Below are 23,721 nucleotides of genomic sequence, written 5' to 3'. Positions count from 1 at the left end.
CCCCGCCTGACACAGACGTCCGGTCCCGGCCGGAGCGGCACGCCGCTCCGGCCGGGACCGGACGGGGACGGCCGGACTCCGGCCCCCCGCACCGGAGCGCATCCGTATCCGGGAAGTCCGCACGCCGAACGCCCCGCCGCCGGTCCGGCCGGCGGCGGGGCGTTCGGCCGGATCTGCCCGACTTCCGCCCAGGAGTACCTTCCATGCTCGCTCGCTTCGCCAAGCTCAGAGCCTCCGGGCCCACCGCCCGGGCGGCGCTCTCGGCTCTCACCGGTCCCCTGCCGGTCTCCCGCAGCCAGGCCATCGGCACCTCCGAACGGATCGCAGCGGTCACCTCCCTGCTGTCCAGCCTGGAGCACCTCACCACCCCGGACCAGAAACGGCCGGGCGGACTGAACGACTGGGCACTCGCCCGGTACGGGCACGCCCACTACGGCAGACCCCTGCGCAAGCTGCTCGACATCGTCGCCGACGAGCGGACCAGCCGGTCCCTGCACGCCGCCCGGGTGGCCGCGAGCGCCGCTCTCCTGCTGCCGGGCGACAGCCGGGCGCGCGGAGCGGCCAATCTCTTCCTCGGTCTCAGCGGCGCCCTGCTCTATCCCACCCACCGTTACGGCACGGACGGCTCCGACCAGGCGTCCAACCTGGTGCAGACCGCGACCGGTCTGGCCCGGCTCGCCCCCTCGCCCGCCGCCCAGGACGCGCTGGTGTGGTACGTGGCGCTCCAGTCCAACCTGTCGTACGTCGTCTCCGGCTGGATCAAGCTCCTCGGGAAGGACTGGCGCACCGGCGCCGCCCTGACCGGTGTCATGCGCACCAGGACCTACGGGCACGAGAAGGTGTGGCGACTGACCCGTCGCCACCCCCGGTCGGCACGGGCCCTGGCCCACGGTGTGCTGGCCATGGAATGCCTGTTCCCGGTGCTGTACCTCAAGGGCGGGCTGCTGACCCGCCCGGTGATCGCCGGCGTCGCCGCCTTCCACGTCGCCAACGGCTCCGTGATGGGACTGGGCAGGTTCATTCCGGCCTTCACCGCGATGCACCCGATGGTCGCGTACACCAGCACGCCCCGCAGCCACCCCGCCGTCGCCGGACGGGACGACCGGATGCCGGCGGCCGCGGCACTGCTCATGGCCGGCGCCGCGGCCGCCGCGGCCGCGGTGGCGGTCCACCGCAGGCTGCGGACCACCGATCACGTGTTCGGCGCCACGGCCACCACCCGCCACGGCAACGAACTGGCCTACGACGGCACGGTCAGCCGGACGGGCGAGGGCCCGGTGGCCGTCCTCGTGCACGGACTCGGCGCCCTGCCCGCGCACTTCAGCTGGTACGCCAGGGCTCTCAACGCCGACGGACGCCAGTGGCTGGCCTACAGCCGGGCCGGCTACGGGGCGAGCAGACGGCACGCCTCGACGCCGTACCACCTGGGTGAATCGGTGGACGACCTGGTCGACCTGATCGAGGCAGCCGTCCCGGAAGGACGCCAGGTCTCGCTGGTCGGGCACTCCCTGGGCGGTGAGCTCGCCCGACGGGCGGCCGTCCGGCTGGGCGAGCGGGTGCACTCCGTCGTCTACGTGGACAGCTCCCACCCCCAGCAGCTCGACCGGTCCAGCCAGCAGGGTGCGAACGCCCGGCACATCGAGGAGATGATCCGGTCCACCTCCGTCAGCCTGCGGATGGGCCTCGGCGTCCTCATGCAGACTCCCGGCTGGATCCGGAACCTGCCCGCCCCGGTGCGAAGCAGGGCGATGGCCGAGTACGCGAACCATCGCGTGTGGACCGCCGCGCTGCGCGAATGGCGGGCCGCGGAAAGGGACTTCCGGTCCTTCGAAGGCCCCCTGCCCCGGCTGGACGCCCACGCCCTGGTGCTGTCCGCCCAGCACACGGTCGACCGCGACCCCGACCACCTGCTCCTGCACAAGGACCTCGCCGACGCGCACCTGACCGGCCGGACCGTCCGCAGCACCGTCGTCGAGACCGCCGACCACGACGGCATCCTGACCGACCCGCGGCTCGCCGGCGAGGCGGCCCGCCGTCTCGTGGCCTTCCTCGGTGACACCACGGCCGTGCTGCCCTCCGCCACCGCAGGACAGCCCTCCGCCACGGCCGCACAGGAGGGGACCCGATGACCGGTACCGCTTCCGCCGCCCCGGCCGGCCGACTTCTCGCCCGCCACTTCGGCGGCACGGACGGCAACGTACGGCTGCTCGCCGGCCTGCTGCTGCTGGGCACCCTCTGCACCCAGCACCCCCAGCCGTCGTTCAGCAGGCTCGCCCGGCTCGACGTGTTCTCCACGCTCTTCCCGAACTGGCGCTTCTTCGCGCCGACTCCGGCCCAGCACGACCTGCAGTTCTACTGCCGCACCCTCGACGAGGCCGGAGAGACCTCCGACTGGACGCCCGTGGAGGTCATCGCGGGGCGCAGGGCCCACCAGATCGTCTGGTTCCCCGCCCGCCGGACCGAGAAGGCCGTCTTCGACCTGGGCGCCGAAGTGATGCGTCACCTCGACAAGGGGTTCACGACGGCCCGCGCCCTGCCCGGATACCGCATCCTGAGCGCCTACTTCCGGGCCGGCATCGAACGTTCGGGCGCCACCGGCGTCAAGGGCTTCCAGTTCACGCTGGCCCGCAACGCCGGTTACGACGACTCCGAAGAGCCGGAGATCATCTTCGTCTCCCCCTACACGCCGATGCGTACGCCGTCCGCTCCGGCGGCAGAGAGCGAGCAGGCATGAGCACCGCGACCGCACCCTCGGACACCGCCGCCCCCGCGATCGCGGACATCGGTTACGGCAGGGTCTTCGCCGACTTCTACGACCGGCTCTTCCCCGAGGACGGCTCGGCCGGCCGCACGGCCGCGGCGCTGGCCGCCTGGCACCCCGGCGGGGCCGCCCTCGAACTCGGCGTGGGCACGGGCCGTATCGCCGTGCCGCTCGCGCGCCTCACCGGCGAGGTCGTCGGAGTGGACTCGTCCCCGGAGATGCTCGAACAGCTCCGGACCACCGTCGCGGAGTCCGGGGTCGCCGTGACTCCCGTGCACGGCGACATCCGCACCTACGACGACGGTGACCGCTACGGACTCGTCTACTGCGTCTGCGGCACGATGTCCCTCGTCCTCGACCCGGCGGGCCAGCGCGCCGCCGTCGCCCGGGCCGCGCGTCGTCTCACGCCGCGGGGAACCCTCGTGGTGGAGACCCACAACCCGGGCTTCGTGCACACCCTGCACGAGGGACTCAGCCGCACCTCCTTCTTCGCGCCCTACCCCGCACCCGGGACCGGGCTCCAGACCTACTCCACGCTCCTCGCCGAACAGGGGCTCTGGCACACCTCGCACCTGCTGCACGAGCCCGGCGGCACCCGGATAGGGACCGAGATCACGCGGCTCACCACCCCGGAGGACATCGAGGCCTACGCGGCGGAAGCCGGACTCGAACGGGTCAGCCTCCACGGCGACTGGTCGGGCGGGCCGTTCACCGCCGCCCAGAGCCCCGTCCACATCAGCCGGTTCGTCCGCGCCGACCGTACGGAGCAGTCATGACCACCACCGCCGCGCCGCGCGGCCTCGTCGCGGAGCTGACCCGTGCCCAGACCCGGCTCCTGACGGGCGGGGTGCTGCTCGGGATCCTCGGCGTGGCCTCCACCCTCGTGCAGCCGCAGCTCGTCGCGCATCTCATCGAGGCGGTCGGCCGGCACGAGCCGGTCGCCCTCCTCATCACCCTGCTGGCCGTCCTGTTCGTGGCGGACGCCGCGCTCTCCGCGACCCAGGGATGCCTCATCGGCCGGGCCGGCGAGAACATCGTCCGCGACGCCCGGGTCCTGCTCTCGGGCAGGGTGCTGCGCGCCGACCTCTCGTACCTCAACACTCAGCGGCAGGGCGACGTGCACACCCGGCTGGTGGGCGACACCGCGCTGATGAAGATCGCGCTCACCCAGAGCCTCGCGCAGATCCTCCTCAACGGGCTGATCGTGCTCGGCGGCGTGGTGATGATGGCCCTGATCGACGTCTGGCTGCTGCTGGTGACCGTCGGCTGCCTCGGTGTCGCCAGCGTCGCCTCCATCGGGGTCGCCCGCGGGCTGCGCCGGGCGGCCCTGGTCAACCGCACGGACACCGGCGAGTTCGGCGCGGACCTCCAGCGGGTGCTCGCCGCCCTGCCCACCGTGAAAGCGGCCGGCGCCGAGGGCCGCGAGGAGGACCGGCTCGCGGCGCGCGCGGACAAGGTCCGCCGGTCCGGCAACCGGGTCACCGTGCTCAACGCCCTGTTCTCGCCGGTACTGAACGTCGGCCTGCAGGCCTCGCTGGCCGCCGTGATGGGCATCGGCATGGCCAGGGTGGCGACCGGCTCCCTGAGCGTCGCCGAATTCACGGCCTTCACGATGTACCTCTTCTACCTCGTCTCCCCGCTGGTCCTCGTGTTCCTCTCGCTCGGCACCTACCAGCAGGGCCGGGCCGCCGTGCAGCGCGTGGACGAACTGGCCGGCATCCCGCAGGAGGACACCCCCGTTCCCGCCGCGGCCGCCGGCCCCGGAGCCACCCCGGGTAAGGCGGGGGACCTCGCGCCGCCCGCTCCGAAGGGCGGGCACCCGGCCGTCGAATTCCGCGACGTCCGCTTCGGCTACGGCGACCGGCCCGTCCTGGACGCGGTCTCCTTCACCGTCCCCCGGCGCGGGCTCACCGCACTGGTCGGTGTCTCCGGTGCCGGCAAGACCACGGTCTTCCAGCTCATCGAGCGGTTCTACCGCCCCGGGCGGGGAGCCGTGCTCCTGGACGGCAAGGACATCGCGCACCTGTCGACCGCCGAGATCCGCGGCGGTGTCGGCTACGTCCAGCAGGACAGCGCCGCGATGCGCGGCACCCTGCGGGAGAACATCGTCTACGCCGCACCCGACGCCACCGAGGCGGACATCGAGGAGGCGGTCGAGCTCGCCGGGCTCACCGACGTGGTCGCCGCCCTGCCCGATGGTCTGGACACACCCCTCGGCGACCACGGCATCGGCCTCTCCGGCGGCCAGCGGCAGCGGCTCTGCGTGGCCCGGGCGCTGCTGCAGAAGCCCGCCGTGATCCTCCTCGACGAGGCCACCGCCCACCTCGACTCCGAGGCGGAGGCGGCCCTGCGCGACAGCCTGCGGCGCATCGCCCGCCGCTGTGCGGTGGTCGCCATCGCGCACCGCATCTCCACCGTGGTGGAGGCCGACCGCATCGTGGTCCTCGACGACGGCCGGGTGCGTGCCGTCGGCACCCACCCGCAACTCATCCGGGACGACGCTCTCTACGGCCGCCTGGCCGCCGCGCAGTTCGCGGACGGCGCCCGTGCCTCGGCCGCGGCCGAGGCGGCCACCGGCGTACCGTCCGGGCAGCCCACGGTGGGAGTGGCCGGATGATCCCCGCCCCCGCACGACCCGTGCCGTCGCGGTCCCGGCACCGCCCGCCCGGGCCCCGCGAGGCCCGCACCGGCCGACCGTCCGCCGGCTCGGGGCGCCCTCGGTGAGCGGAGCGGACGCGGCCGTCGTCGGCAGCGGTCCGAACGGCCTCGCCGCCGCGGCCGCCCTGGCCCGGGCCGGCCTGCGTGTCGAGGTGTACGAGGCCGCGGACACCCTGGGAGGCGGGCTGCGCGGAGCCGACCTGTTCGACTCCGGCGTGGTCCACGACATCTGCTCGGCGGTGCATCCGATGGGCATGTCCTCCCCGTTCTTCAGGGAGTTCGGCCTCGCCGAGCGGGTGGACATGCTCCGCCCGGAGATCAGCTACGCCCACCCCCTCGACGACGGGCGGGCCGCCCTGGCCTGGCACGACCTCGACGCGACCTGCGCCGGGCTCGGACCGGACGGAGCGCGCTGGCGTCGGCTGATGGAACCCCTGCTGGCGCACGGGGCGGACCTGGTCCGGCTGCTCCTGTCCGACCTGCGCCGGCCTCCCGGGCTCCGGGCCGCCCCGGCTCTGCTGAGCCGGGTCCTGCTCCACGGGACCCGGCTCGGGCCGCTCGCCTTCCGCGGCGAGGAGGCCCGGGCGCTGCTGGCCGGTGCCGCCGCGCACCTGACCGGCCCGCTGCCGTCGCTGCCCGGCGCCGCCGTCGGGCTGCTGCTGGCACAACTCGCCCACGGGCCGGGCTGGCCGGTACCGCGCGGCGGCAGCCGGAGCATCGCGGACGCCCTGGCCGCCGACATCCGGGCGCACGGCGGCGTCCTGCACACCGGGCGGGAGATCACCGACCTGCGGGAACTGGACGGTGTCCGGGCGGTGCTCCTGGACCTCTCTCCCACCGCGCTGGCATCCCTCGCCGGGGACCGGCTGCCCCCTCGCTACGCCCGGGCGCTGCGCCGCTACCGCTACGGTCCGGCGGCCGGCAAGGCCGACTTCCTCGTCTCGGAACCGATTCCCTGGTCCGCCCCCGGTGTCGGCCGGGCGGTGACCGTACACCTCGGAGGGACGGCGCGGGAGGTCTACCGGCAGGAGACGGCCAACGCCCGGGGCACGCCGGGCGAACGGCCCTTCGTGCTGGTGGTGGACCCGGCGGTCGCCGACCCGGGGCGTGCCCTCCCCGGGCGGCGCCCGGTGTGGGCGTACGCGCACCTCCCGCACGGCTCCACCCGCGACCCGCTGCCGCTGGTGCGGGCGGCGATCGAGCGGTACGCCCCCGGCTTCACCGACACCGTGGTCGCCGAACGCGGCGTGTCCGGGGCCGAGTTGGCACGCTACAACCCCAACTACGTCGGCGGTGACATCGCCACGGGGGCCCTCGGCCTGCGGCAGTCCGTCCTCCGGCCCGTCGCCCGCTGGGACCCGTACCGCACCCCGTTGCCGGGGGTCTACCTCTGCTCGGCCGCCACCCCACCGGGCCCCGGCGTGCACGGGATGTGCGGTCTGCTGGCCGCCCAGACCGCCCTGCGCCGGGAGTTCGGCCTGCGGGTTCCGCCGCTGGGGCGGGCCGGGGCAGGGGCCGGCGGCGCCGACCAGGACGGAGCGGCCGCGGGGTGAGGCCGCCCGGCGGAGCCGTCGCGCACGGGCCCGGTCGTACGGCGGTCGCGCGCGACGGCCGCCGTACGGGGGCCGCCACGGGGCGGGTCCTGCGGCAAGAGGGGCGCTCCGGCCGGAGGACCGTCCGGCGGGCGGGTCCTGCGACAGCCCGGTCCGGACGGGCAGCCGGCCCGGGGCGGCACGTCCGGACCCGGTCGCGGCTCGCATCCGGTCGCGCTCACACCCAGCCGCGCTCACGCGCGAGCAGCGCGGCCTGGGCCCGGTTGCAGGCGCCCAGCAGACGCAGTACGTCAGAGATGTGCCGCCGGTAGGTGCGCAGGGACATCCGGGCCTGCCGGGCGCCCGTCTCGTCCTTGCTGACGGCGCACATGGCGGCGAGCACCAGGCGCTGGGTGTCGGTGAGCCGGGCGACCTGCCCCGTGTCCGCCGCCACCAGGTCGGCGAAGTCGGTCGCGGTGGCCCACAGCCGCTCGAAGAGGCCGACCAAGCTGCTCACGAGCCCGCTCTCCTCGGTGTACAGGGCGCCGCGCCCGGTGTCGCGGGCGTCGATGGGGACCAGCGCCGCGTGCCGGTCGTAGACGAGGACCGATTCGGACAGTTCGTCCGCGACCCTGACGGCCGCCCCGCCGAGATGCAGGTGCCGCATCCGGTCGAGACTCCCGGCGTCCGCGAGCGCCGTCGCCCGCACGAGGACCCGTACCCGCACCGTCTTGCTCAGCCGCCCCAGGTCGAGGTGCCGGGCATAGCCGGCACTCTCCGGCGTCGATGCGTCGCAGGGGTCGGCCGCGAGCACCTCCGACCGTGCGCCGAAAGCCAGTTGGCCCACCCGGGCGCGTACCTCCCGCAGGTCCTCCAGCCGGAACAGGGCGGCGGCGCCATCTTCCGGAGCGCCGGTCCCGAGCACCGGCCCCTCATGCCGCAGGGACCGCAGGATCGGCCGCACGTCGACGAGTTGACGCATCGTCCGGTGCGCCGTGTCCAGCTGCTCCCCGGCCAGCCGGGGCACGGCGACGACGGGATCCACGGCCCAGGTGTTCGCGTCGTCCCCGTGCAGCAGGCGCAGCTCCCGGAGCCGGCCGACGGCCCGCACCCCGCTCTCCCGTTCGCCCGGTGACGCCGCCCCGGGGGCCTCACCCTCCGGTGTTCCGGGATTCCGCAGGAAGTGGCGGTAGACGTCCTCCTCGGTGCTGGTCAGACCGAGTACGGACATGCTGTTGGTGTTCATGTGGCCTCCCTGAGGGCTCGGTCCGGTCGTCCGGTGCGATCACCGACTCACGCTAGCCACCGTCCCCGGGCGGTGGAGTCCCACAGAGGTCTCACAGGAGTCTCAGAGGCCGATCCGGTTCGTGGTCTTCTCGCCGCGAAGCCCGGTGAATAGGGTGTCGCCGTGATCGACGACGGGCCCGCGGGAAGCGTGGTGGGAGACCTCATGACCGAGGCGGCGGCGACCGGTGCACCGGCTCGGGCGACGCCCGACGTCCTGCGGGTGGCGATGGACCGCCACCGGCTGGTCAACTTGACGGGGCCGCTCGGGAGCGGCAAGTCCTGGCTGGTGTCGCGCCTGTCGCCGGCACGCGTGCTGGACCTGTCCCGCGGCGACGCCCCGGACGCCGTGCGCGCGGCGCTCGCCGAGCCCACCACCCGGCCGCTGGTGCTGGACGGCGCCGACGGCCCGGAGGCCCTCGCAGCGCTGGAGCACGCGCGGTCCCCGCGCGAAGCGCCTGCCGCACCCCTGCTTCTGGTGAGCCGGCGGTCCTTACTGGCCCAGCCCGGCTGGACGCTCTCGGGAGCGGTTGTCATCGAGACCGCGCCGTGGTCCGACGACCGGATCCGGCGGCTGGCGGCCGGCGCTCAACTCGCCGGCCCGGTGGCACGGGACCTGGTTGTCCGCATGGCCGGGGGCAACCCGCTGATCGCCTGCGCGGCCTGCCGGGCCCTGCACGCGGGCGCCTCGCCGGACGCCCCCGGGGCCGTCGCCGACCAGGTCGTGCAGGAGATCACCGAGCGGCTCTCGCGCGAGCGGCCCGCCCACGGGTGGCAGCGCGCCCTGGACAAGCTCGCCACCGTCTGGGGCGGGGACCGGGAACTCCTCGGAGAGGGCCGGGAGCTCTTCGACACCCTGGGCCGGCTCAGTCTCGTGACCCGTACGGAACTCGGTCTGACCGTCCTGGAACCGTTCCGCGCCGTGTTCGAACAGGCCCACCGGTGGCGGCAGCCCTCCGCCCACCACGGGTTACGGTCCCGCGCTCACACCCATCGGAGGCGGCAGCTGGCCGCGGAGGCGAGCGTCGCACGCAGGGGGCGGCTCGCCGAGGGAACCATGGCCCTCATCGACGACACCGTCGTACGCGAGACGCTGTTCCCGGCGAGGGCCGGCGACGGCGCCATCCAGACCGCGGCCCCGGGCGACGCCGACGACATCGGCGGGCTGATGCACCTGTGGGCCCGGCAGGGAGGCATGGACACCCGGCGCACGGAACGCCTGGTGGAACGGTGGCTGCACGACGACCCCGCCGGCTTCCGGATGGCCCGGGACCGCGACGGCCGGGCCGTGGGCGTCATGGGTCTGGTCCGCGTCGCCGACCGCACCGTCGGCAGTATGGAGCCCCTGCTCCAGCAGCACACCGACCGGCTGATGGGCGGGCAGCGGACCCGGTCCCTGGTCCTCGGGGCCGCGTACTGCCCGGAGCGCGGACTGCACGCGCGGCTGCTGCGGGACCTGCTGCACCACGTCATGGCCAACAGCCTGCTGCTGACGGTCTCCACACCGAGCCCGCGCTACCAGCAGCTCCTGACGAGCTTACGTTTCCACCAGCACGGCACCACCACCGACGACGTCTACCGGTGCGGCCGGAAACCCGAGATCTACAGCCAGGACTTCGGACACGACGCGATCACCGACTGGGTGGAGCGGCTCGCCCTCGGGCAGGGGCCGGGCGGCCCCTCGGCCACCGGCCGCGATGTGGGACAGGCCCTCGCGCACGTCACCGACCTCGCCTGGCTGGCGCACAGCCCGCTGCTGCGCTCCCCGGGCACGGAGACGGCGGAGGATCTGCGGAAGGCGCTGCGGGACGGGGTGCGCACCCTGGCGGACAGCGACGCACTCGAAGACGCCGAGGCCGGGCAGATCCTGCTGCACTACTACCTCGGGCGCCGGCAGACCCATCAGCAACTGGCACGCGGGCTCCACATGAGCCGGGCCACCTACTTCCGCCGGCTCCGGCACGGACTGGACCTTCTCGGACAACGGCTGGCGGCGGGCTGAGTCCTGCGCGCCGGTCCGTCCCGTCCACCGGGCCGACCCGCCGTCGATCCGAAGATCGCCCGCACGGCTGCCGGGGGTGAGCGGGCCTTCGGGTGCCGGTCCCGTCCGGTCCGCTGGGCTGGGGCACCCTTTCTGCCGGTCGGCAGGCGGTGAACCGGTCCTACGCGAAGACCCGCGCACTCGTCGAACCGGCCATGGCCACTCTCGAACCCTGGCGGCTTCTGCGCAAGCTCAGATGCTCCACGACTCGAATCACCGCCCGTGGGCCCCGGTCGTCTTCGTTGCCGGAGCGCTGCGCGAGCGTGGTCCGTGCCTCGCCCCCGCCGGGCTCGAGCCGCGTCTCCTCGCCCGGTCAGTCGGGCTGCGCCTCCATGTGCTCCAGGACGCGCTCGGAGATACGGGCGAGTGCCTTGAGTTGACTCGGTGTCAGGGCGTCGACGAACAATCGGCGGACGTGTTCGACGTGCCGGCCCGCGGCTTCTTCGATCGCCTCGTAGCCGGCCGGGGTGGCGACGATGAACGCGCCGCGACCGTCGTCGGGGCAGTCCTCCCTGGACAGGAGCCCGCGTTTCGTCATCCGTGTGACCTGATGGGACATGCGGCTCTTCTCCCACTCCACGAGCTTGGCCAGATCCAGCAAGCGCATCCGCCCGCCACCCCTTTCGGTGAGGCCGGCGAGCACGACGTAGTCGGATGCGGACATTCCGGAGTCGGACTGGACGTGACGGGACAGCCGTCCGATGAGCTTCTCCTGCATGCGGATGAAGTTGTCCCAGGCGGCTTTCTCTTCCCCGACGAGCCAGCGCGGCGGTGCGTCCATGGACGCAGTTTAACGACGCGGTCCGTCGCGCATCTGCGGGCAGGGGGGGTGAGGCCGTCCTCGGCGAGGCAGGGCCCGCCGTGTCCGGGCAACGAGACCTGGGGCGGCCCTCACCTGGCGATCGTCGAGGCCGACGTGACCGGTCGCTCCGTCGTCCGGCGGATCCGGCGTGCCTCCACGAGCGCATCTGCCGGGACCGCGATCAGGGTGAACTGCGCACTCCGGACAGTTAGTTGACACATCCACCACCGCTGCTAATGTGGGTGACGTGTCAACCACTTGGTCGAACTGACCGGCCTCGATGCCGGGACCGTGTCGCTGCGTAAGCAGGGCCTGTCCGGGATGCGATGCCGACCGTTGCGGCGCGGTGGTTGGCCGACCCGGTCTCGGGGCAGAGCCGGCGCGGACGCATACGGCCGGCCGTACTCCGGCGTCGAGACCGACGGTTTCCGTCCGAGCGCTCCGAGCACGCGAAGACAAGCACCCCGGAAAGGGACCCCATGAGCAAGGAAACGAAGTCCGGACTGCAGGCACTGCTGACGCCCGAGGAGAGCGTCCTCGTCCTGATCGACCACCAGCCGTTCCAGTTCGCCAACCTGAACAGCCACGAACCCACGATGGTCGTGAACAACGTCGTCGGGCTGGCCCGGGCCGCCAAGGTGTTCGACGTACCGACCATCCTGACGACCGTGCTGGAGGAGCGCGGCGGCTACATCATCAAGGGGCTGCAGGACGTGTTCCCGGAGCAGAAGCCGATCGACCGCACGTTCATCAACACCTGGGAGGACGAGCGGGTCGTCGACGCCGTCAAGGCGACCGGCCGCAAGAAGCTGATCATCGCCGGTCTCTGGACGGAGATCTGCGTTGCGATGCCGGCGATCCAGGCGGCGGGTGAGGGCTTCGAGGTGTTCGTCGTCACCGATGCCTCGGGCGGTGCCTCGAAGGAAGCGCACAAGATGGCCGTGCAGCGGATGGTTCAGGCGGGCGTGGTGCCGATCACCTGGCAGGCCGTCGCGGGGGAGTGGCAGCGCGACTGGGCCCGCGAGAAGACCTACCCGGGCATGACCGAAGTCCTGCTCCAGCACGGGGGCGCCACCGGCGTCGCCTTCAGCTGGGAGACGCAGCTGCTCGCTTCAGGCCGTGCCGGGAACACCGCCTGACGGGTTCCGTCGGGCGGTGCCTCTCGGGGCCGTGTACGGAGCGACTCGAGTGTGGGGCTGACGCGCGGCACAGCGGCCGGTTCCGTGGCCACGGCCTCGGCTCGGAACCGGTCGACGACACCAGGGCTCCGGACCGCTGAGGACCACCACAGCCGCCGCACGAGGGCGTGATGCCCAGGAAACGCGCGCTCTCTGCCCCCGAGTCACAAGCCCGGCCATCCTTGTCCGGCACCGCGTTCGTTTCCCTCCCGCGCAAGTCCGAGCCGGGCGACAGCCTTGCAGCAGCGAGGGAAACGTGCGGCGCCGGTACGGCCATGCCGGTCTCGCGGCTCGTGGGGCTGCTCAAGCCCGACGCGGGATCGATCCGGGTGGCCGGCGTGTACGCCGTCGGGCGCGGCCTGTCCGGCGGCGTGAGCCGGCTGACCGCGTCTCAGGTCGGCCCGTTGATCACGGTGGTGGCAGCTTATGGGGCCGAGGCTCGGAGCCGGCCCCTGCCGGCTGCGCGCTCCCGACGACGGTGCTGGAGCCATGGTCCCTGTCATGGCCAACCCGAAATCGCCCCCCGCATGTCCGCAGCCGGACGGCACACCGAAGCGCCGCAGGAGACCGAGTTGGGTTGAAGACAGGATGAGCACGGCGACGCAGTGGACGAGGAGCTGGTGGCCGATGTGCTGTTGGAGTACCTCGTTGTTGCGGCGCGGTCGCATACTTGCGATGACCGTGGTCCCGCAGAACGCGCTCGGTGCCCTTCGGGATCGTCGCCTCCGAGAACTGGAGGACGAAGTCCGAGGTCGAGAGGACTCCTTGATGTCGATGACATCAAGGAGCAGGGGGCTGCTGGGTTATAAGTGCATCTCACTCTCCGCGGGCGGTGGCACGGTGCCGTCTGACCGCATGGCGTAGGTACACGACCACGAACCCATACTTCTGCAATCACCAGATCAGACGGGAACGGCTGCCTTGACCCCTGTCTGCGGGTGGACGAGCGAGCGCAGCTTCTCTCGGGTCTCGGGGTCCGTTGAGTAGATCATCGTCCCGATCATCCCTCGGGTCAGCAGCACCTTGTACGTGTTTCGGATGAGCCGGTCGACTTCGGCATCCGAGGTCGCCCTGGTGAAAATCGGGTCCTTCGAAGCCGTGCGGTCCACCACCCACCGGTCGGTGCGCCACACCAGGTCCGGTCCCATGATCACGCCCGACCAGTCGTACTCGAAGCCCTGGGCGGTGTACACACAGCCCACCTGATCGAAACCGGCCGGATCGTTGGCCCAGAACGGCGCCGCCGGGGCACCGAACAGGGACCGGTCGCCGGGTACGTTCCAGGGCCGTGACCAATTGCCGATGACGACGTCACGGGGCAGCTCGGACATCTCCGGCGTGATCGTCTTGGTCCACGTCCAGCAGTACCCGGCCGCCATGCGCGCGCTGTACTTCTTTCCCCCGCCCTCCTCGCGGCGGGCGACGAGGAAGTCCTCCAGCTCCTGAGGGTTGTCGGCGGTCAGCAACTGTACCTTCTCGTCCGGCTCCCAGACCGTCGGCTCGTCGCCCTCGAGCCCGAGCAGGTTCGCGACCCACTTCACGTAGGCCTCGCTGCCGCCGCAGCGGAACTGGCTGTCCAGCTCTACCACGATGCAGTCGAGACCCTGGGCGGCCGCGGCGCCCTTGATCTGCTCCTTCGTCCCCATCTCGCCAGGGCGCACCACCTGGTGCTGGTCGAGCAGGAACACCGGCACGCGGGCCGCGTCGATCAGTTCCGACACCTGCGGGCGATCGGTGCGCAGGGCGGCCTTGGTGTAGCGGTTGGCGGATGTCTTGCGGAGCCGGTGGGCCTCGTCGCAGATGAGGACGTCGAGGTCGTTCGGCTCGGCACCCATGAAGCTGTTGAAGTACATGAACAGCTTCTGCACCTCGGGCTTCCGGGTGCCCGCGACCTTGCGCATGGTCTTCGTGAACGACGCCGAACCGGTCGCGTGCAGTGCAGTGTCGCCACGCCGGTACAGCTCGCCGAGGAGCGACAGCGCGATGACGCTCTTGCCGGAACCGGGGCCACCGGTCACCACGACCACCTGCTTGTGGTTCGACCGCTTCGCCTTGCGTACCGCCGACAGCACCAGCTCGTAGGCGATCCGCTGCTCGTCGAGCAGGATGAACTGCTCGCGGTCGCGGACCTCGGCCGCCGCGACGGCCATCAACTGCTTCGACGGGCGCGTCCTGCCCTGGACGAGCAGGTCGGCCGCCCCGGCACCGGGCTTGGGCGCCAGCCGCGAACGCAGGAAGTCGAGGAACGCCCCGCGCTGTTCGCCGGTGTACATACGGCCCTGCAGATCCTCCGGGACCTCGCGCAGGGAGCTGATGCCGAACTCAGTCGCGTTGTGGAGGAACGCCACTCCGGCGACTGCCTCCGGCGATCGCTCCAGAGCACCGTTGAACGAGAGCAGGTAGGAGCAGTAGCCGCGGACCTGCTCGATCGGGTTGAGCACGGGACGTGGGTAGGCGTCTATCCGGCAGAGCAAGGGGTCTTCCTCCTCCGCCCAGGCCTGGCTCCACTGCTTGAGTTCGACCACGACGTACGAAGGCTCGCCCGTGGACGGGTGGACCCCGGCCAGTATGACGTCGGCGCGCTTGCTGGTCAGGGGGAGGGAGTACTCGATCAGCATCTCGACATCGTCGAGTCCGGCGTCGAGCAGAGCACCGGTGAGGGCGGGGAGGCTGCGCTCCCAGGACCGAACCTCGGACGCTCCGGGGCGGTAGCCGTGCGTGTGCTGGAAGTTCTCCATCAGGTGCAGCGCCAGCGTCCCTTCCAGGTTGCGGGCGGCGACGGTCGCGGCGGACTCGCGGAACAGCAAGGAATGCCCCCAGGCAGCACGAAGTAACTCGTGCGGGTGGGGGCATGTCCTCTTCAGTCCGCTGACGCGGAACGGAAGCCCGTCGGGCCGCAGATGATCTCGCTCATCCTAGGTCAGTGGGCGGATCGGGCGGCGAGTTTCAGACGGGCTGAACTCGGTTGCGCGCATGGGGGCACGCACGGTGTCTGCGCGGTCGGAGGACTGGGCCGTGGTGCCCGGCGGCTGCTTGGCAGGCTGGTCATCAGATCTTGTGGTGGCTCGGTGCGTTCACCTCGGCGAGCTGAGCGCTCGATAACTCGTCCCTGCCTCTTCGACGGCTATATCCGCATCGATCAGTTCCAGGAGAGCCTGGGCATTTCCTCCAGCATGCTTACCACCCGGCTGAAGACCCTCGTCGCGGACGGTCTGCTGGAGCGTCGGCCCTACCAGGCCAACCCTGTCCGGCACGAGTACGTCCTGACCGAACTCGGGAGCTCCCTGCGCCCGGTGATCGTCGCCCTGGACGCATGGGGCAACTCCCGCGTCGATCCGACTGAGCGCAGCATGATCCTCGTCGACGCGCACAGCGGCGCGGAAGTCGAGCCCGTCGTCGTCGACGCCGCAACCGGGCGCCGACTCAATGACAGCGCCGCCTATGTCTTCACCTCGGGGCCCGCAGTCGGCGACGCGATGCGCAGCCGCTACGCGGCACGGCCGGCCATTCCTGCCGAAAGGGCATAGGTCCGCCCGGGAAGCCCCATGCCGCCCCTGGCAGGGCCGCGAGCAAGGGCCGCTCCTGACCGACTTCGCGGGCCCCGATTCGCCGTCTGCAGGAAACTGCCGGCTCACCCGGTCGTTTGCTTCGGCACCCCTAGCCCCGACGCGACCGGCCGCCCGCCGTCCGGTGCAGGGGGTGTGGACACCGCCTGCACTCCGCCGGAGGTGGACGATCTCTGCCCGGATCACACGCGGTCACCCCGGGGCGCGCATGGATCGGTCCTTGACCCACCACTCGGGCCCGAGTCCGCCTCCGGGCCCGGAGGCGCACCTCGGAGCACGGGTGTTGCCGGTAGCGTGATCGCCTGCCACATGGACTGTCCATGTGTCCGGTCGGCCCGTGCGAGGGATTCCGGTGGCGAGCGAGGGGACCGTGATGAGCGAACTGACGAAGCCGAGAATCGAGGTTCCGGAGGGCGTCGCGCCCACCGAGTTGACGATCCGGGACCTCGTGGTCGGAGACGGCCCCGAGGCACTGCCGGGCAGGGTCGTCCAGCTCCACTATGTAGGGGTCACGTTCGCGTCCGGAAGGGAGTTCGACTCCTCGTGGGAGCGGGACCGGCCGTTCAAGTTCGCCGTGGGTGGTGGCAGGGTCATCAAGGGTTGGGACCGGGGGGTCAGAGGAATGAAGGTCGGCGGCCGGCGCGAGATCATCGTTCCCCCGCGTCTCGGTTACGGCAGGCAGTCACCCTCTTCGTTGATCCCGGCGGGCTCGACGCTGATCTTCGTCGTGGACCTGCTCACGGTGGCGGGCGGGCCCACCGGATCGAGGCCCGCGTGACCGGCTCCGCCTGAACCTGGCGCCTCTGCGGGGCTTGGGGCCTCTCGCTCCCTGGGCGGAGAAGATGCACTCATCCTCGGCCACCTCCTCAACTCATGGCGCACGCGCATGAGGTGACGGTCTCCGGGGTGTGCCCCGTCCCGGAATCCGGCCTCTGGATGGCGACCGGCAGGCGTCTCATGGGCGTTCCGTCACGGCCGCTCCGGTGACGGCGCCTGCCGGTCGGCAGAGCGAAAGGCCCCACACCAGGGACCACGGAATTGCTGAGCGTGCCGATGCCTTCGACGGTCAGCGCGACGGGGGCACCGGGCTGTAGCGGCGGCGGGGTCTGCTCGCCGCGCAGGCCTCACAGCTCGGCGAGGTATCCGCCGTTGCCGCAGGTCCCCGACCCCAGGACGTCTCCTGGCTCGACGCGTGTGGCCGCGTGAGGCGTAGGCGGTCATCTCCTCGAAGGTCAAGCTCATGTGGGAGAGGAGGTCCTCGCCGATGGTCTCTCCGTTGATCGCGGCGGTGAGGGCCAGCCGCAGGAAGCCTTCGGAGTCGCGGTAGGGCTCCAGCTCGTCCGCGGTGACCAGCTAAGGGCCGAGGGTGGTTGCGGTGTCCTTGCCCTTGCAAGGTCCGAGACCCACCTTCATCTCCGCCGACTGGAGGTCGCGGGCGGACCAGTCGTTGACCGTGACCAAGGGGGCCACGACGATCTGGGAACGATGGGACATCCTTCGCCCCGACGACACTCTCAACCCCGGAGGTACGACCTCCTTTAAGCACTACGCCCTGGGCGCTGTCGCCGACTGGCTTCACCGCGTGGTCGGAGGCGTCACCGCCACCGGATACGGGAAGAACGCCTTCCGCCCGCGCCCCGGAGGCGAGATGACGTGGGCCCGCACCCGCCACGAGACCCCGTACGGAACGGTGTCCCTTTCGTGGGAGCAGACTGCCACGGGGCTGACAGCCGACATCGTCGTACCGAGGGCTGCGATGCGACCGCGGAGCTGCCCGGCTGCCCACCGATCACGTGGGGGCCGGGCGCTCACGTGATCACCACGGCGGGGGAGTAGCCACGAAGGCCGCCTGAACGATACCCGACCCGTCAGCCACTGCAGGACCGGCGCACGCTCGCATGTGCCGGGCTTCGTTGTTTCCGGTGCACCGGGCGCACCGGGCCGGCCCGGTGATCACCGCAGCTGTGAACTCGTTCCACCCATGCCGTTGCCGCCACGTGATACGCCCCCAGCCGCCGGGGCCGGGGGTCTCGGGGAGGGCGTGGTTCAGTGCTCGCAGAGGGAGAATTCTCGTTCGTAGAGCTGCTCGTTGTGCTCGTCGACGAAGAACTTGCGCTCCCGCATGAGTTGCTCACGGTAGGTGTTGGCCTGTTCGAGCGTCATGGTCGAGGTCTCGGACCACGGCTGTTGTGGTGGTACGTCGGACGTCGAGACGATCCTTTCGGACGGGTCCACCAGGAAGAACGCGAGAATTTTGCGATATCCCGGGCGGGTGGGGTCCGTGAGGCGGAACGAGCCGACGCGGTGTTGCAGGATGTTCGGGAACGCCAGGCAGCGGCCGGCCGGGGTCGTAGCCGATCCCAGCGTCTGGTTCAACGCGTCCTCGTCCTCCAGGCCGTAGACCTCACGCAGACCGTTGTCGTCGTTCTGTTCGTAGTGCGGGTCGTCGAGTGCCGCCCTGAAGCTCAGCCGACTTTCGGTGATGTTCTCGCTGTCCCAGTAGTAGATGCCGGTCGAGACGATCCGCTCGTTCATCATCCCCTCGACATGCCAGGAACCGCCTGGGTACTCCGGCTTGTCCGGGGTGAGATGAATGGTGGCCAGCTTGACGATGACCTGGAGACGGCGGCCGCGCAGGTCGACTCGGGCGGATTCGTCCGGCAACTCGGGAGGGGTGAAGTCCGGGGCGTCCGGGAGAACCGGCCGGCGGTTTTCCCACCAGTCGTCCTGGGCCTCCTCCCATGCCCCGAGGGCTTCTGCGTAGGCCCCGTCATCGCTGTAGGACGCCTTGTCCGGATGCTCCGGCTCCGAGTCGTACCAGCCGTAGGGATCGGCCTCGATCCGCAGTGGCCGCGGATGGCGCAGATCGGTGAGCACGTTCTCCAGCAGAGGGCGCAAGCGCGCGAACACGTCCGGCAGGACGGCGGCCAGTTCGTGATGAGTCCCGGGGTGGACGTTGTTGACGTACGAGCGGAAGGCGACTTCGCCCTCGGCGCTGACGTCGACCTCCGTGGGCAGCCACTGGAACCTCTCCGAGAATTCGTATCTCGAGTAGCGGTCCGTCGGGTTCCGCCAAGCCCGCTCGGGTGCGTCGCTCACCTCTCGCACCAGGCAGAACAGTGAGGGGTGAACCAGATCCAGTACCTGGCCGTCAGATCCGGGATGCCAGTCCTGTTCTGCTTCGGGTACCTCTTCCAGCACCCGAACCGCTTCGCGCAGCCGGGATGTGAGCTGGTCGTCGACCAACGCATCCGACTGCCACACCCCGTCGACGGCGGACACCTCGATGCCGGTACGGCCGTCCCGCAGCGCGGCGTAATGCACGAGTTCGGCGAGCACGTGACGAGTCTGTGCCTCGGTGAGGCCTTGGGCGACCGCTTCCTGCGTCCACCTGGCGACGATGTCGGCATCGTGCATCTTGTCGAACCACCCCGGCTTCGCCCGAATGTGTGAGCTGCACTGCATCATGTGCAGTTCCCGCAGCGTTCGCGGTGTCGCGAACGACAGGGAACGGGAAGCACGAAAGGGCAGAGGGAAGGCGGACAGGCCAGTCAATTGCTTGGTCCTCCGAGTCGGTGTGCGGTGGCGGGAACGATACGTCAGCGCTCTGACACCGCAGCCGCAGCCGTAGTCCTCGTCGTCGCTGTCCGCTTCGCGCCCGTCCCGCGCCGAGGCCGGGGAGCGCAGGGGACGGGCGTCGCGGCGTGGGGCCGAGTGCGGTGCAACCACAGCATGGGCGGTAGGGGCTCGGCAGCGGGGCACTGGTGATCACCCCGGTCCCGGACCATCACAGCACCGGTTCGTGCGATGCGCCGTCCACCGCCGTCTGCGACTCTCCGCGCAGCGGCAGCCGCACCGTGAAGACCGTCGAGCCCGGTCGGCTGTCGAGGGTGATCGTGCCGCCGTGGGCGTGGACCAGGGAACGGGCGACCGACAGGCCGAGGCCGCTGCCACCGCGGTCGCGGGTGCGTGACGTGTCCACGCGGTAGAAGCGGTCGAAGACCATCTCCCGGTCTTGGGCAGGGATGCCGGGCCCGGCATCCTCGATCCGCACCACGGCCGTGTCCTGTAGCCGTGCGACCTCCACCGACACCGGCGTACCTGCCGGTGTGTGCACGGCCGCGTTGGTGAGCAGGTTGTCCAGGACCTGCCGGATGCGGTGCGGGTCCGCACGCAGTACGAGTGCGTCCGGCTGTGACGTGAGTGTGAGCGGGCGGTCCGGGTGGCCGGCCCGGAAGGCGGCGGCCGCGTCCTCGGCCAGTTCCACGAGATCCGCCTCCTGCGGCCTGAGCGGCGCGTCCACCTCGGCCGCGTCCAGGCGGGCGAGCAGCAGCAGGTCGTCCAGGAGCACCCCCATCCGGGCGGCTTCGGCGCGCAGCCGCGTCAGGTGCCTGTCGCGTTCCTCGGGGGCGTTGGCGGCGGCGTACTGGAAGAGGTCCGCGTAGCCCCGTACGGACATCAGCGGGGTGCGCAGCTCGTGCGAGGCGTCGGCGACGAAGCGCCGCAGGCGCTGCTCGGCCTCCGCACGGACCGCGAGCGAGTCGTCGATGTGCTCCAGCATGGTGTTGAAGGCCGTGCGCAGTTCCTCGACCTCCGGGCCGCCGCCCCGCTTGTCGGCGCGGATCGACAGCCGGGCCGCCGACTCGGTCAGGTTGTGCGAGGCGATGCCGTGGGCGGTGTGCGCCATGTCGCTGAGCGGATTCAGACCCCGGCGCAGCATGCGCCGGCCGCACTCGACCAGTGCCGCGAGCGCCAGGGCGAAGGCGACGACCTGGAACCCGATCAACCGCCTCATCGTGTCGTCGATGTCGTCCGTCGGCGCCGCGCTGACCAGGACCACTCCGGGTTTCACCGCGCACGCGCGCAGCCGGTACTCGCCCGTGCCCGCCAGCCGCACGGTGCGCAGCACCTCGGTGTCGTCGGATATCTGCCTCTCGGCCAGCGAGGTGAGGGGCGCGATGTCCTGGGGCAGGTCGCCCGTCTCCTCGGGCGAGCGCAGCTCGGCGGCGCGGCCCGAGACGTCGTAGACGGCGTAGTACCAGCGGTAGTAGTTCTTGCCGTGGAGCGTGCCGGTCTCGGCGATGCTCTTGGCCTGGGCGACCTGGGCGAGCCCGAGCTGGTCGTCGAGCTGGTTCGTCAGATAGTCCCGCATGTACGTGGTCAGGGCCGCCCCGACGACGGCGAACACCACCAGGGACAGCGCACCGAGGCCCAGCGCGAGGCGCGTGCCGAGCCGCAGCCGCCGGAACCCCCGGCGCACCCTGCTGACCATGCGCTTCACCCGCTCGCCTGCCGGATGACGTAGCCGAAGCCCCGCACCGTCTGGATCAGCGGCGCGCCCGTGTCACCCGCGTCGTCGAGTTTGCGGCGCAGCCGGCTGATGACCAGTTCCACGACGTTCGAGCGCCCCCCGAAGCCGTACTCCCACACGTGGTCGAGGATCTGCGCCTTGGTCATCACGGTCGGTGACTTGCGCATCAGGAAGCGCAGTACCTCGTACTCGGTGGGGGTGAGGGTGAGCAGCTTCTCGCCGTGGCGGACCTCGTGGGTGTCCTCGTCCATCGACAGGCCGCCCACCCGCAGCACGGAACGCTGGAAGTTCGGTCCCGCGCTGCGCCGCAGCACGGTGCGCAGGCGCGCCATCAGCTCCTCCACCGCGAACGGCTTGACCAGGTAGTCGTCGCCGCCCCGGGTCAGCCCCGCCACCCGGTCGGCGACGCCGTCCCGAGCGGTGAGGAAGACGACGGGCACCATCGTGCCCGAGCGGCGCAACCGGTCCAGGACGCCGAAGCCGTCCACGCCCGGCAGCATCAGGTCGAGCACCACGATGTCCGGGTGGAACTCGCCTGCAAGGCGGAGCGCCTGCTCACCGGAGTTCGCGGTGACGGCGTCCCAGCCCTCGTAGCGGGCGACGGTCGCGACGAGGTCGGCTATCGGCGGGTCGTCGTCGACGACCAGGAGGCGCACTTTTTCCACCCGCCCATAGTGCGTCACGAGGCGGGCCGGACCGTGTGCCCCGGCTCACACAGCGGGCGCATTGATAAGGACTTGCCAGCAGTCCGACAGGTTCCCGACAGCTTTCGCCGGTCAAGCTCGAAGTCCCACGACCCGATCGAGGAGCTGCCGTTCTGTGACGACCGTCCGATCACTCCCTGCGCCCCCCACGGCGATACGCCCCAGGGCGGTGGCCCGCACCGGCCTCTACGCGGTGCTCGCCGTCAACGCGGCCGTGATCGCCTACTTCTTCGTGCAGGCGGGATTCGCCTCCAACGCCCTGATCGTCCTCGGCCGCCTCGCCGGACTGTACGGAGCGCTGGTCATGGCCTTCCAACTGGTCCTCGTGGCCCGGCTGCCCTGGCTCGACCGCCGGATCGGCATGGACCGGCTGACCAGTTGGCACCGCTGGACCGGCTTCAGCCTGTTGTGGACGCTGCTGGCACACGTCGTCTTCATCAGCTTCGGCTACGCCGACGGCGCCGGGGTCGGCCCCGTCACCGAGCTCGTCGACCTCGCCGAGACGACCGAGGGCGTCCTGCGCGCGATCGTCGCGTTCGGCCTCGTCCTCGTCATCGGTGCGGTCTCCGCCCGCTACGCCCGCCGCCGCCTCGCCTACGAGACCTGGCACTTCATCCACCTGTACGCCTACGTGGCCGTGGTGCTCGCCTTCACGCACCAGGTCGCGGTCGGGACGACCTTCACCTCGTCGGCCGCCGCGACGACGTACTGGTACGGGGTGTGGGCGGTGGCCCTGGGCTCGGTCCTCCTCGGCCGCGTCGCCCTACCCCTGTGGCGCAACGGGCGCCACCGGTTCCGGGTCTCGGCGGTCGTCCACGAGTCCGACGACGTCGTCTCGATCCACATCACCGGCCGCGACCTCGACAAGCTGCCCGCGCAGGCAGGCCAGTTCTTCCTGTGGCGGTTCCTGACCAAGGACCGCTGGTGGCAGGCCAACCCCTTCTCGCTGTCCGCCGCCCCGGACGGCCACAGCCTGCGCCTGACCGCCAAGGCGGCCGGAGAGGGCAGCGCGGCCCTGCGCCACATGCAGGTCGGCACGCGGGTGTTCGCCGAGGGGCCGTACGGCGCCTTCACCACCCTGCACCGCACGCGCACCGCGTCGCTGCTCATCGCGGGCGGTGTAGGAGTCACCCCGATCCGTGCGCTCCTCGAGGACCTCGACGGCCATGCGGTCGTCATCTACCGGGTCGCCTCCGAACGCGACGCCGTCCTCCACGACGAGCTGCGCGACCTCGCGCTCGCCAAGGGCGCCGAGCTGCACCTGGTGACGGGCGGGCCCGTCCCCGACAAGCTGGCGCCGCGCGAACTGGGGCGGATGGTGCCGGACATCGCCGACCGTGACGTCTTCCTGTGCGGGCCTCCACCGATGATGAACGCCGTACTCGGCACGCTGGACGATCTCGGTGTGCCCAAGCAGCAGATCCACTTCGAGCGCTTCAGTCTGGCCGGCTGAGGGAGACGAGGACGACATCGTGAAGCGAGCCATACCCGTCGTCGCCCTGAGCGTCCTGGGCCTGATATCCGTCTGGCGCTACGAGCCGTCCCTCGGCCCCACGGAGACCACCGCCGCGCCGGACCCGGCGCCCTCCGCCTCCGCCTCTGCGGGTCCCCCGGGCTCCTCCACCGTGATCGTCGAGGGGACGACCATCACGACGGAGAAGGGTCCGGTGCAGGTCCGGGCGACCTTCGAGGGCGACAGGATCACCGCGGTGCGGATGCTCCAGCAGCCGAACCATCCCCAGACGAAGACGGCGGTGCCGAAGCTGGTCGAACAGACGTTGGAGGTGCAGAGCGCGGACGTCGACACGGTCACCGGCGCGACGATCACCAGCGACGCCTACAAGGAATCCCTGCAGGCCGCCCTCGACGCGAAGGGTGGCTGAC

General features: G+C 71.4%; 18 protein-coding genes and 2 pseudogenes. 13 read left to right on the top strand and 7 right to left on the bottom strand.

Annotation, left to right across the window (positions count from 1 at the left end; genetic code table 11):
* Positions 1–203: 203 nt before the first annotated feature.
* The 5 genes from OG927_RS03445 (at position 204) to OG927_RS03425 (ending at position 6,972) form a co-directional block, all read left to right on the top strand.
* A complete protein-coding gene (locus OG927_RS03445; RefSeq protein WP_242413036.1) occupies positions 204–2,129 on the top strand; it encodes an alpha/beta fold hydrolase in 1,926 nt (641 codons plus the stop codon).
* Entirely contained in the window at positions 2,126–2,734 is a 609-nt protein-coding gene (locus tag OG927_RS03440; protein ID WP_056795351.1) for a hypothetical protein, read from the top strand. The genes OG927_RS03445 and OG927_RS03440 overlap by 4 nt, the downstream gene beginning before the upstream one ends.
* Complete coding sequence (locus OG927_RS03435; protein ID WP_056795348.1) at positions 2,731–3,537, top strand: class I SAM-dependent methyltransferase; 807 nt, start codon at positions 2,731–2,733, stop codon at positions 3,535–3,537. The genes OG927_RS03440 and OG927_RS03435 overlap by 4 nt, the downstream gene beginning before the upstream one ends.
* Positions 3,534–5,378 (top strand): ABC transporter ATP-binding protein, encoded by a 1,845-nt coding sequence (locus tag OG927_RS03430; RefSeq protein WP_330319676.1) that lies wholly within the window; start codon positions 3,534–3,536, stop codon positions 5,376–5,378. Before OG927_RS03435 ends, OG927_RS03430 begins: the two co-directional genes overlap by 4 nt.
* A gap of 103 nt (positions 5,379–5,481) precedes the next feature.
* Positions 5,482–6,972: a phytoene desaturase family protein gene (locus OG927_RS03425; protein WP_330319675.1), complete on the top strand. Its 1,491-nt coding sequence runs from the start codon at positions 5,482–5,484 to the stop codon at positions 6,970–6,972.
* 217 nt (positions 6,973–7,189) lie between these two features.
* On the opposite strand, the gene OG927_RS03420 is transcribed toward OG927_RS03425, so the two are convergent.
* On the bottom strand, positions 7,190–8,197 hold the full coding sequence (locus OG927_RS03420) for a helix-turn-helix domain-containing protein (protein ID WP_056795340.1): 1,008 nt from the start codon (positions 8,195–8,197) through the stop codon (positions 7,190–7,192).
* Positions 8,198–8,359: 162 nt separating this feature from the next.
* Between OG927_RS03420 and OG927_RS03415 the strand changes: the two genes are divergently transcribed.
* Positions 8,360–10,237, top strand: a complete 1,878-nt coding sequence (locus tag OG927_RS03415; RefSeq protein WP_079099248.1) for a hypothetical protein — start codon at positions 8,360–8,362, stop codon at positions 10,235–10,237.
* A 119-nt stretch (positions 10,238–10,356) separates the two neighbouring features.
* Positions 10,357–10,497 (top strand): annotated as a pseudogene (locus OG927_RS03410) (IS5/IS1182 family transposase); the annotation flags it as partial.
* 92 nt (positions 10,498–10,589) lie between these two features.
* Here the strand turns inward: OG927_RS03410 and OG927_RS03405 are convergent.
* Positions 10,590–11,057, bottom strand: coding sequence for a MarR family winged helix-turn-helix transcriptional regulator (locus OG927_RS03405; RefSeq protein WP_056795336.1), 468 nt, complete (start codon positions 11,055–11,057; stop codon positions 10,590–10,592).
* A 500-nt stretch (positions 11,058–11,557) separates the two neighbouring features.
* Between OG927_RS03405 and OG927_RS03400 the strand changes: the two genes are divergently transcribed.
* Positions 11,558–12,217 carry a hydrolase gene (locus tag OG927_RS03400; protein WP_056795331.1) on the top strand — a complete coding sequence of 220 codons (660 nt, stop codon included), beginning with the start codon at positions 11,558–11,560 and terminating at the stop codon, positions 12,215–12,217.
* A 941-nt stretch (positions 12,218–13,158) separates the two neighbouring features.
* Here the strand turns inward: OG927_RS03400 and OG927_RS03395 are convergent.
* Positions 13,159–15,063: a DUF2075 domain-containing protein gene (locus OG927_RS03395; RefSeq protein WP_330319674.1), complete on the bottom strand. Its 1,905-nt coding sequence runs from the start codon at positions 15,061–15,063 to the stop codon at positions 13,159–13,161.
* A gap of 261 nt (positions 15,064–15,324) precedes the next feature.
* On the opposite strand from OG927_RS03395, the gene OG927_RS03390 reads away from it, so the two are divergent.
* The gene (locus OG927_RS03390; protein ID WP_319099213.1) at positions 15,325–15,783 is read left to right on the top strand and encodes a winged helix-turn-helix transcriptional regulator; all 459 of its coding nucleotides are present in this window, start codon (positions 15,325–15,327) and stop codon (positions 15,781–15,783) included.
* A 412-nt stretch (positions 15,784–16,195) separates the two neighbouring features.
* The gene (locus OG927_RS03385) at positions 16,196–16,600 is read left to right on the top strand and encodes an FKBP-type peptidyl-prolyl cis-trans isomerase (RefSeq protein ID WP_319099190.1); all 405 of its coding nucleotides are present in this window, start codon (positions 16,196–16,198) and stop codon (positions 16,598–16,600) included.
* 202 nt (positions 16,601–16,802) lie between these two features.
* Here the strand turns inward: OG927_RS03385 and OG927_RS03380 are convergent.
* Positions 16,803–17,271, bottom strand: a pseudogene (locus OG927_RS03380) (fumarylacetoacetate hydrolase family protein); the annotation flags it as partial.
* Between OG927_RS03380 and OG927_RS03375 the strand changes: the two are divergent.
* Positions 17,189–17,638: an alpha-L-rhamnosidase-related protein gene (locus OG927_RS03375; RefSeq protein ID WP_319099189.1), complete on the top strand. Its 450-nt coding sequence runs from the start codon at positions 17,189–17,191 to the stop codon at positions 17,636–17,638. The pseudogene OG927_RS03380 and the gene OG927_RS03375 overlap by 83 nt on opposite strands.
* A 230-nt stretch (positions 17,639–17,868) precedes the next feature.
* Here the strand turns inward: OG927_RS03375 and OG927_RS03370 are convergent, their stop codons facing one another.
* The 3 genes from OG927_RS03370 to OG927_RS03360 all read right to left on the bottom strand — a co-directional run bounded on the left by OG927_RS03370 (position 17,869) and on the right by OG927_RS03360 (position 21,798).
* Entirely contained in the window at positions 17,869–19,377 is a 1,509-nt protein-coding gene (locus OG927_RS03370; RefSeq protein WP_330319673.1) for a DUF4246 domain-containing protein, read from the bottom strand.
* 232 nt (positions 19,378–19,609) lie between these two features.
* On the bottom strand, positions 19,610–21,094 hold the full coding sequence (locus tag OG927_RS03365; RefSeq protein WP_330319672.1) for a sensor histidine kinase: 1,485 nt from the start codon (positions 21,092–21,094) through the stop codon (positions 19,610–19,612).
* Positions 21,095–21,099: 5 nt separating this feature from the next.
* Positions 21,100–21,798: a response regulator transcription factor gene (locus OG927_RS03360; protein ID WP_056795320.1), complete on the bottom strand. Its 699-nt coding sequence runs from the start codon at positions 21,796–21,798 to the stop codon at positions 21,100–21,102.
* A 154-nt stretch (positions 21,799–21,952) separates the two neighbouring features.
* Between OG927_RS03360 and OG927_RS03355 the strand changes: the two genes are divergently transcribed.
* Positions 21,953–23,290, top strand: a complete 1,338-nt coding sequence (locus tag OG927_RS03355; RefSeq protein ID WP_330319671.1) for a ferredoxin reductase family protein — start codon at positions 21,953–21,955, stop codon at positions 23,288–23,290.
* 19 nt (positions 23,291–23,309) lie between these two features.
* On the top strand, positions 23,310–23,720 hold the full coding sequence (locus OG927_RS03350) for an FMN-binding protein (RefSeq protein ID WP_056795314.1): 411 nt from the start codon (positions 23,310–23,312) through the stop codon (positions 23,718–23,720).
* The last annotated feature ends 1 nt before the right edge of the window (position 23,721 follow it).

The organism is Streptomyces clavifer (genome assembly GCF_036345975.1).
GTDB lineage: Bacteria > Actinomycetota > Actinomycetes > Streptomycetales > Streptomycetaceae > Streptomyces > Streptomyces clavifer.
The sequence above is the reverse complement of the archived record's forward strand: the minus strand, read 5'-3'. Positions and strand labels throughout refer to the sequence as shown.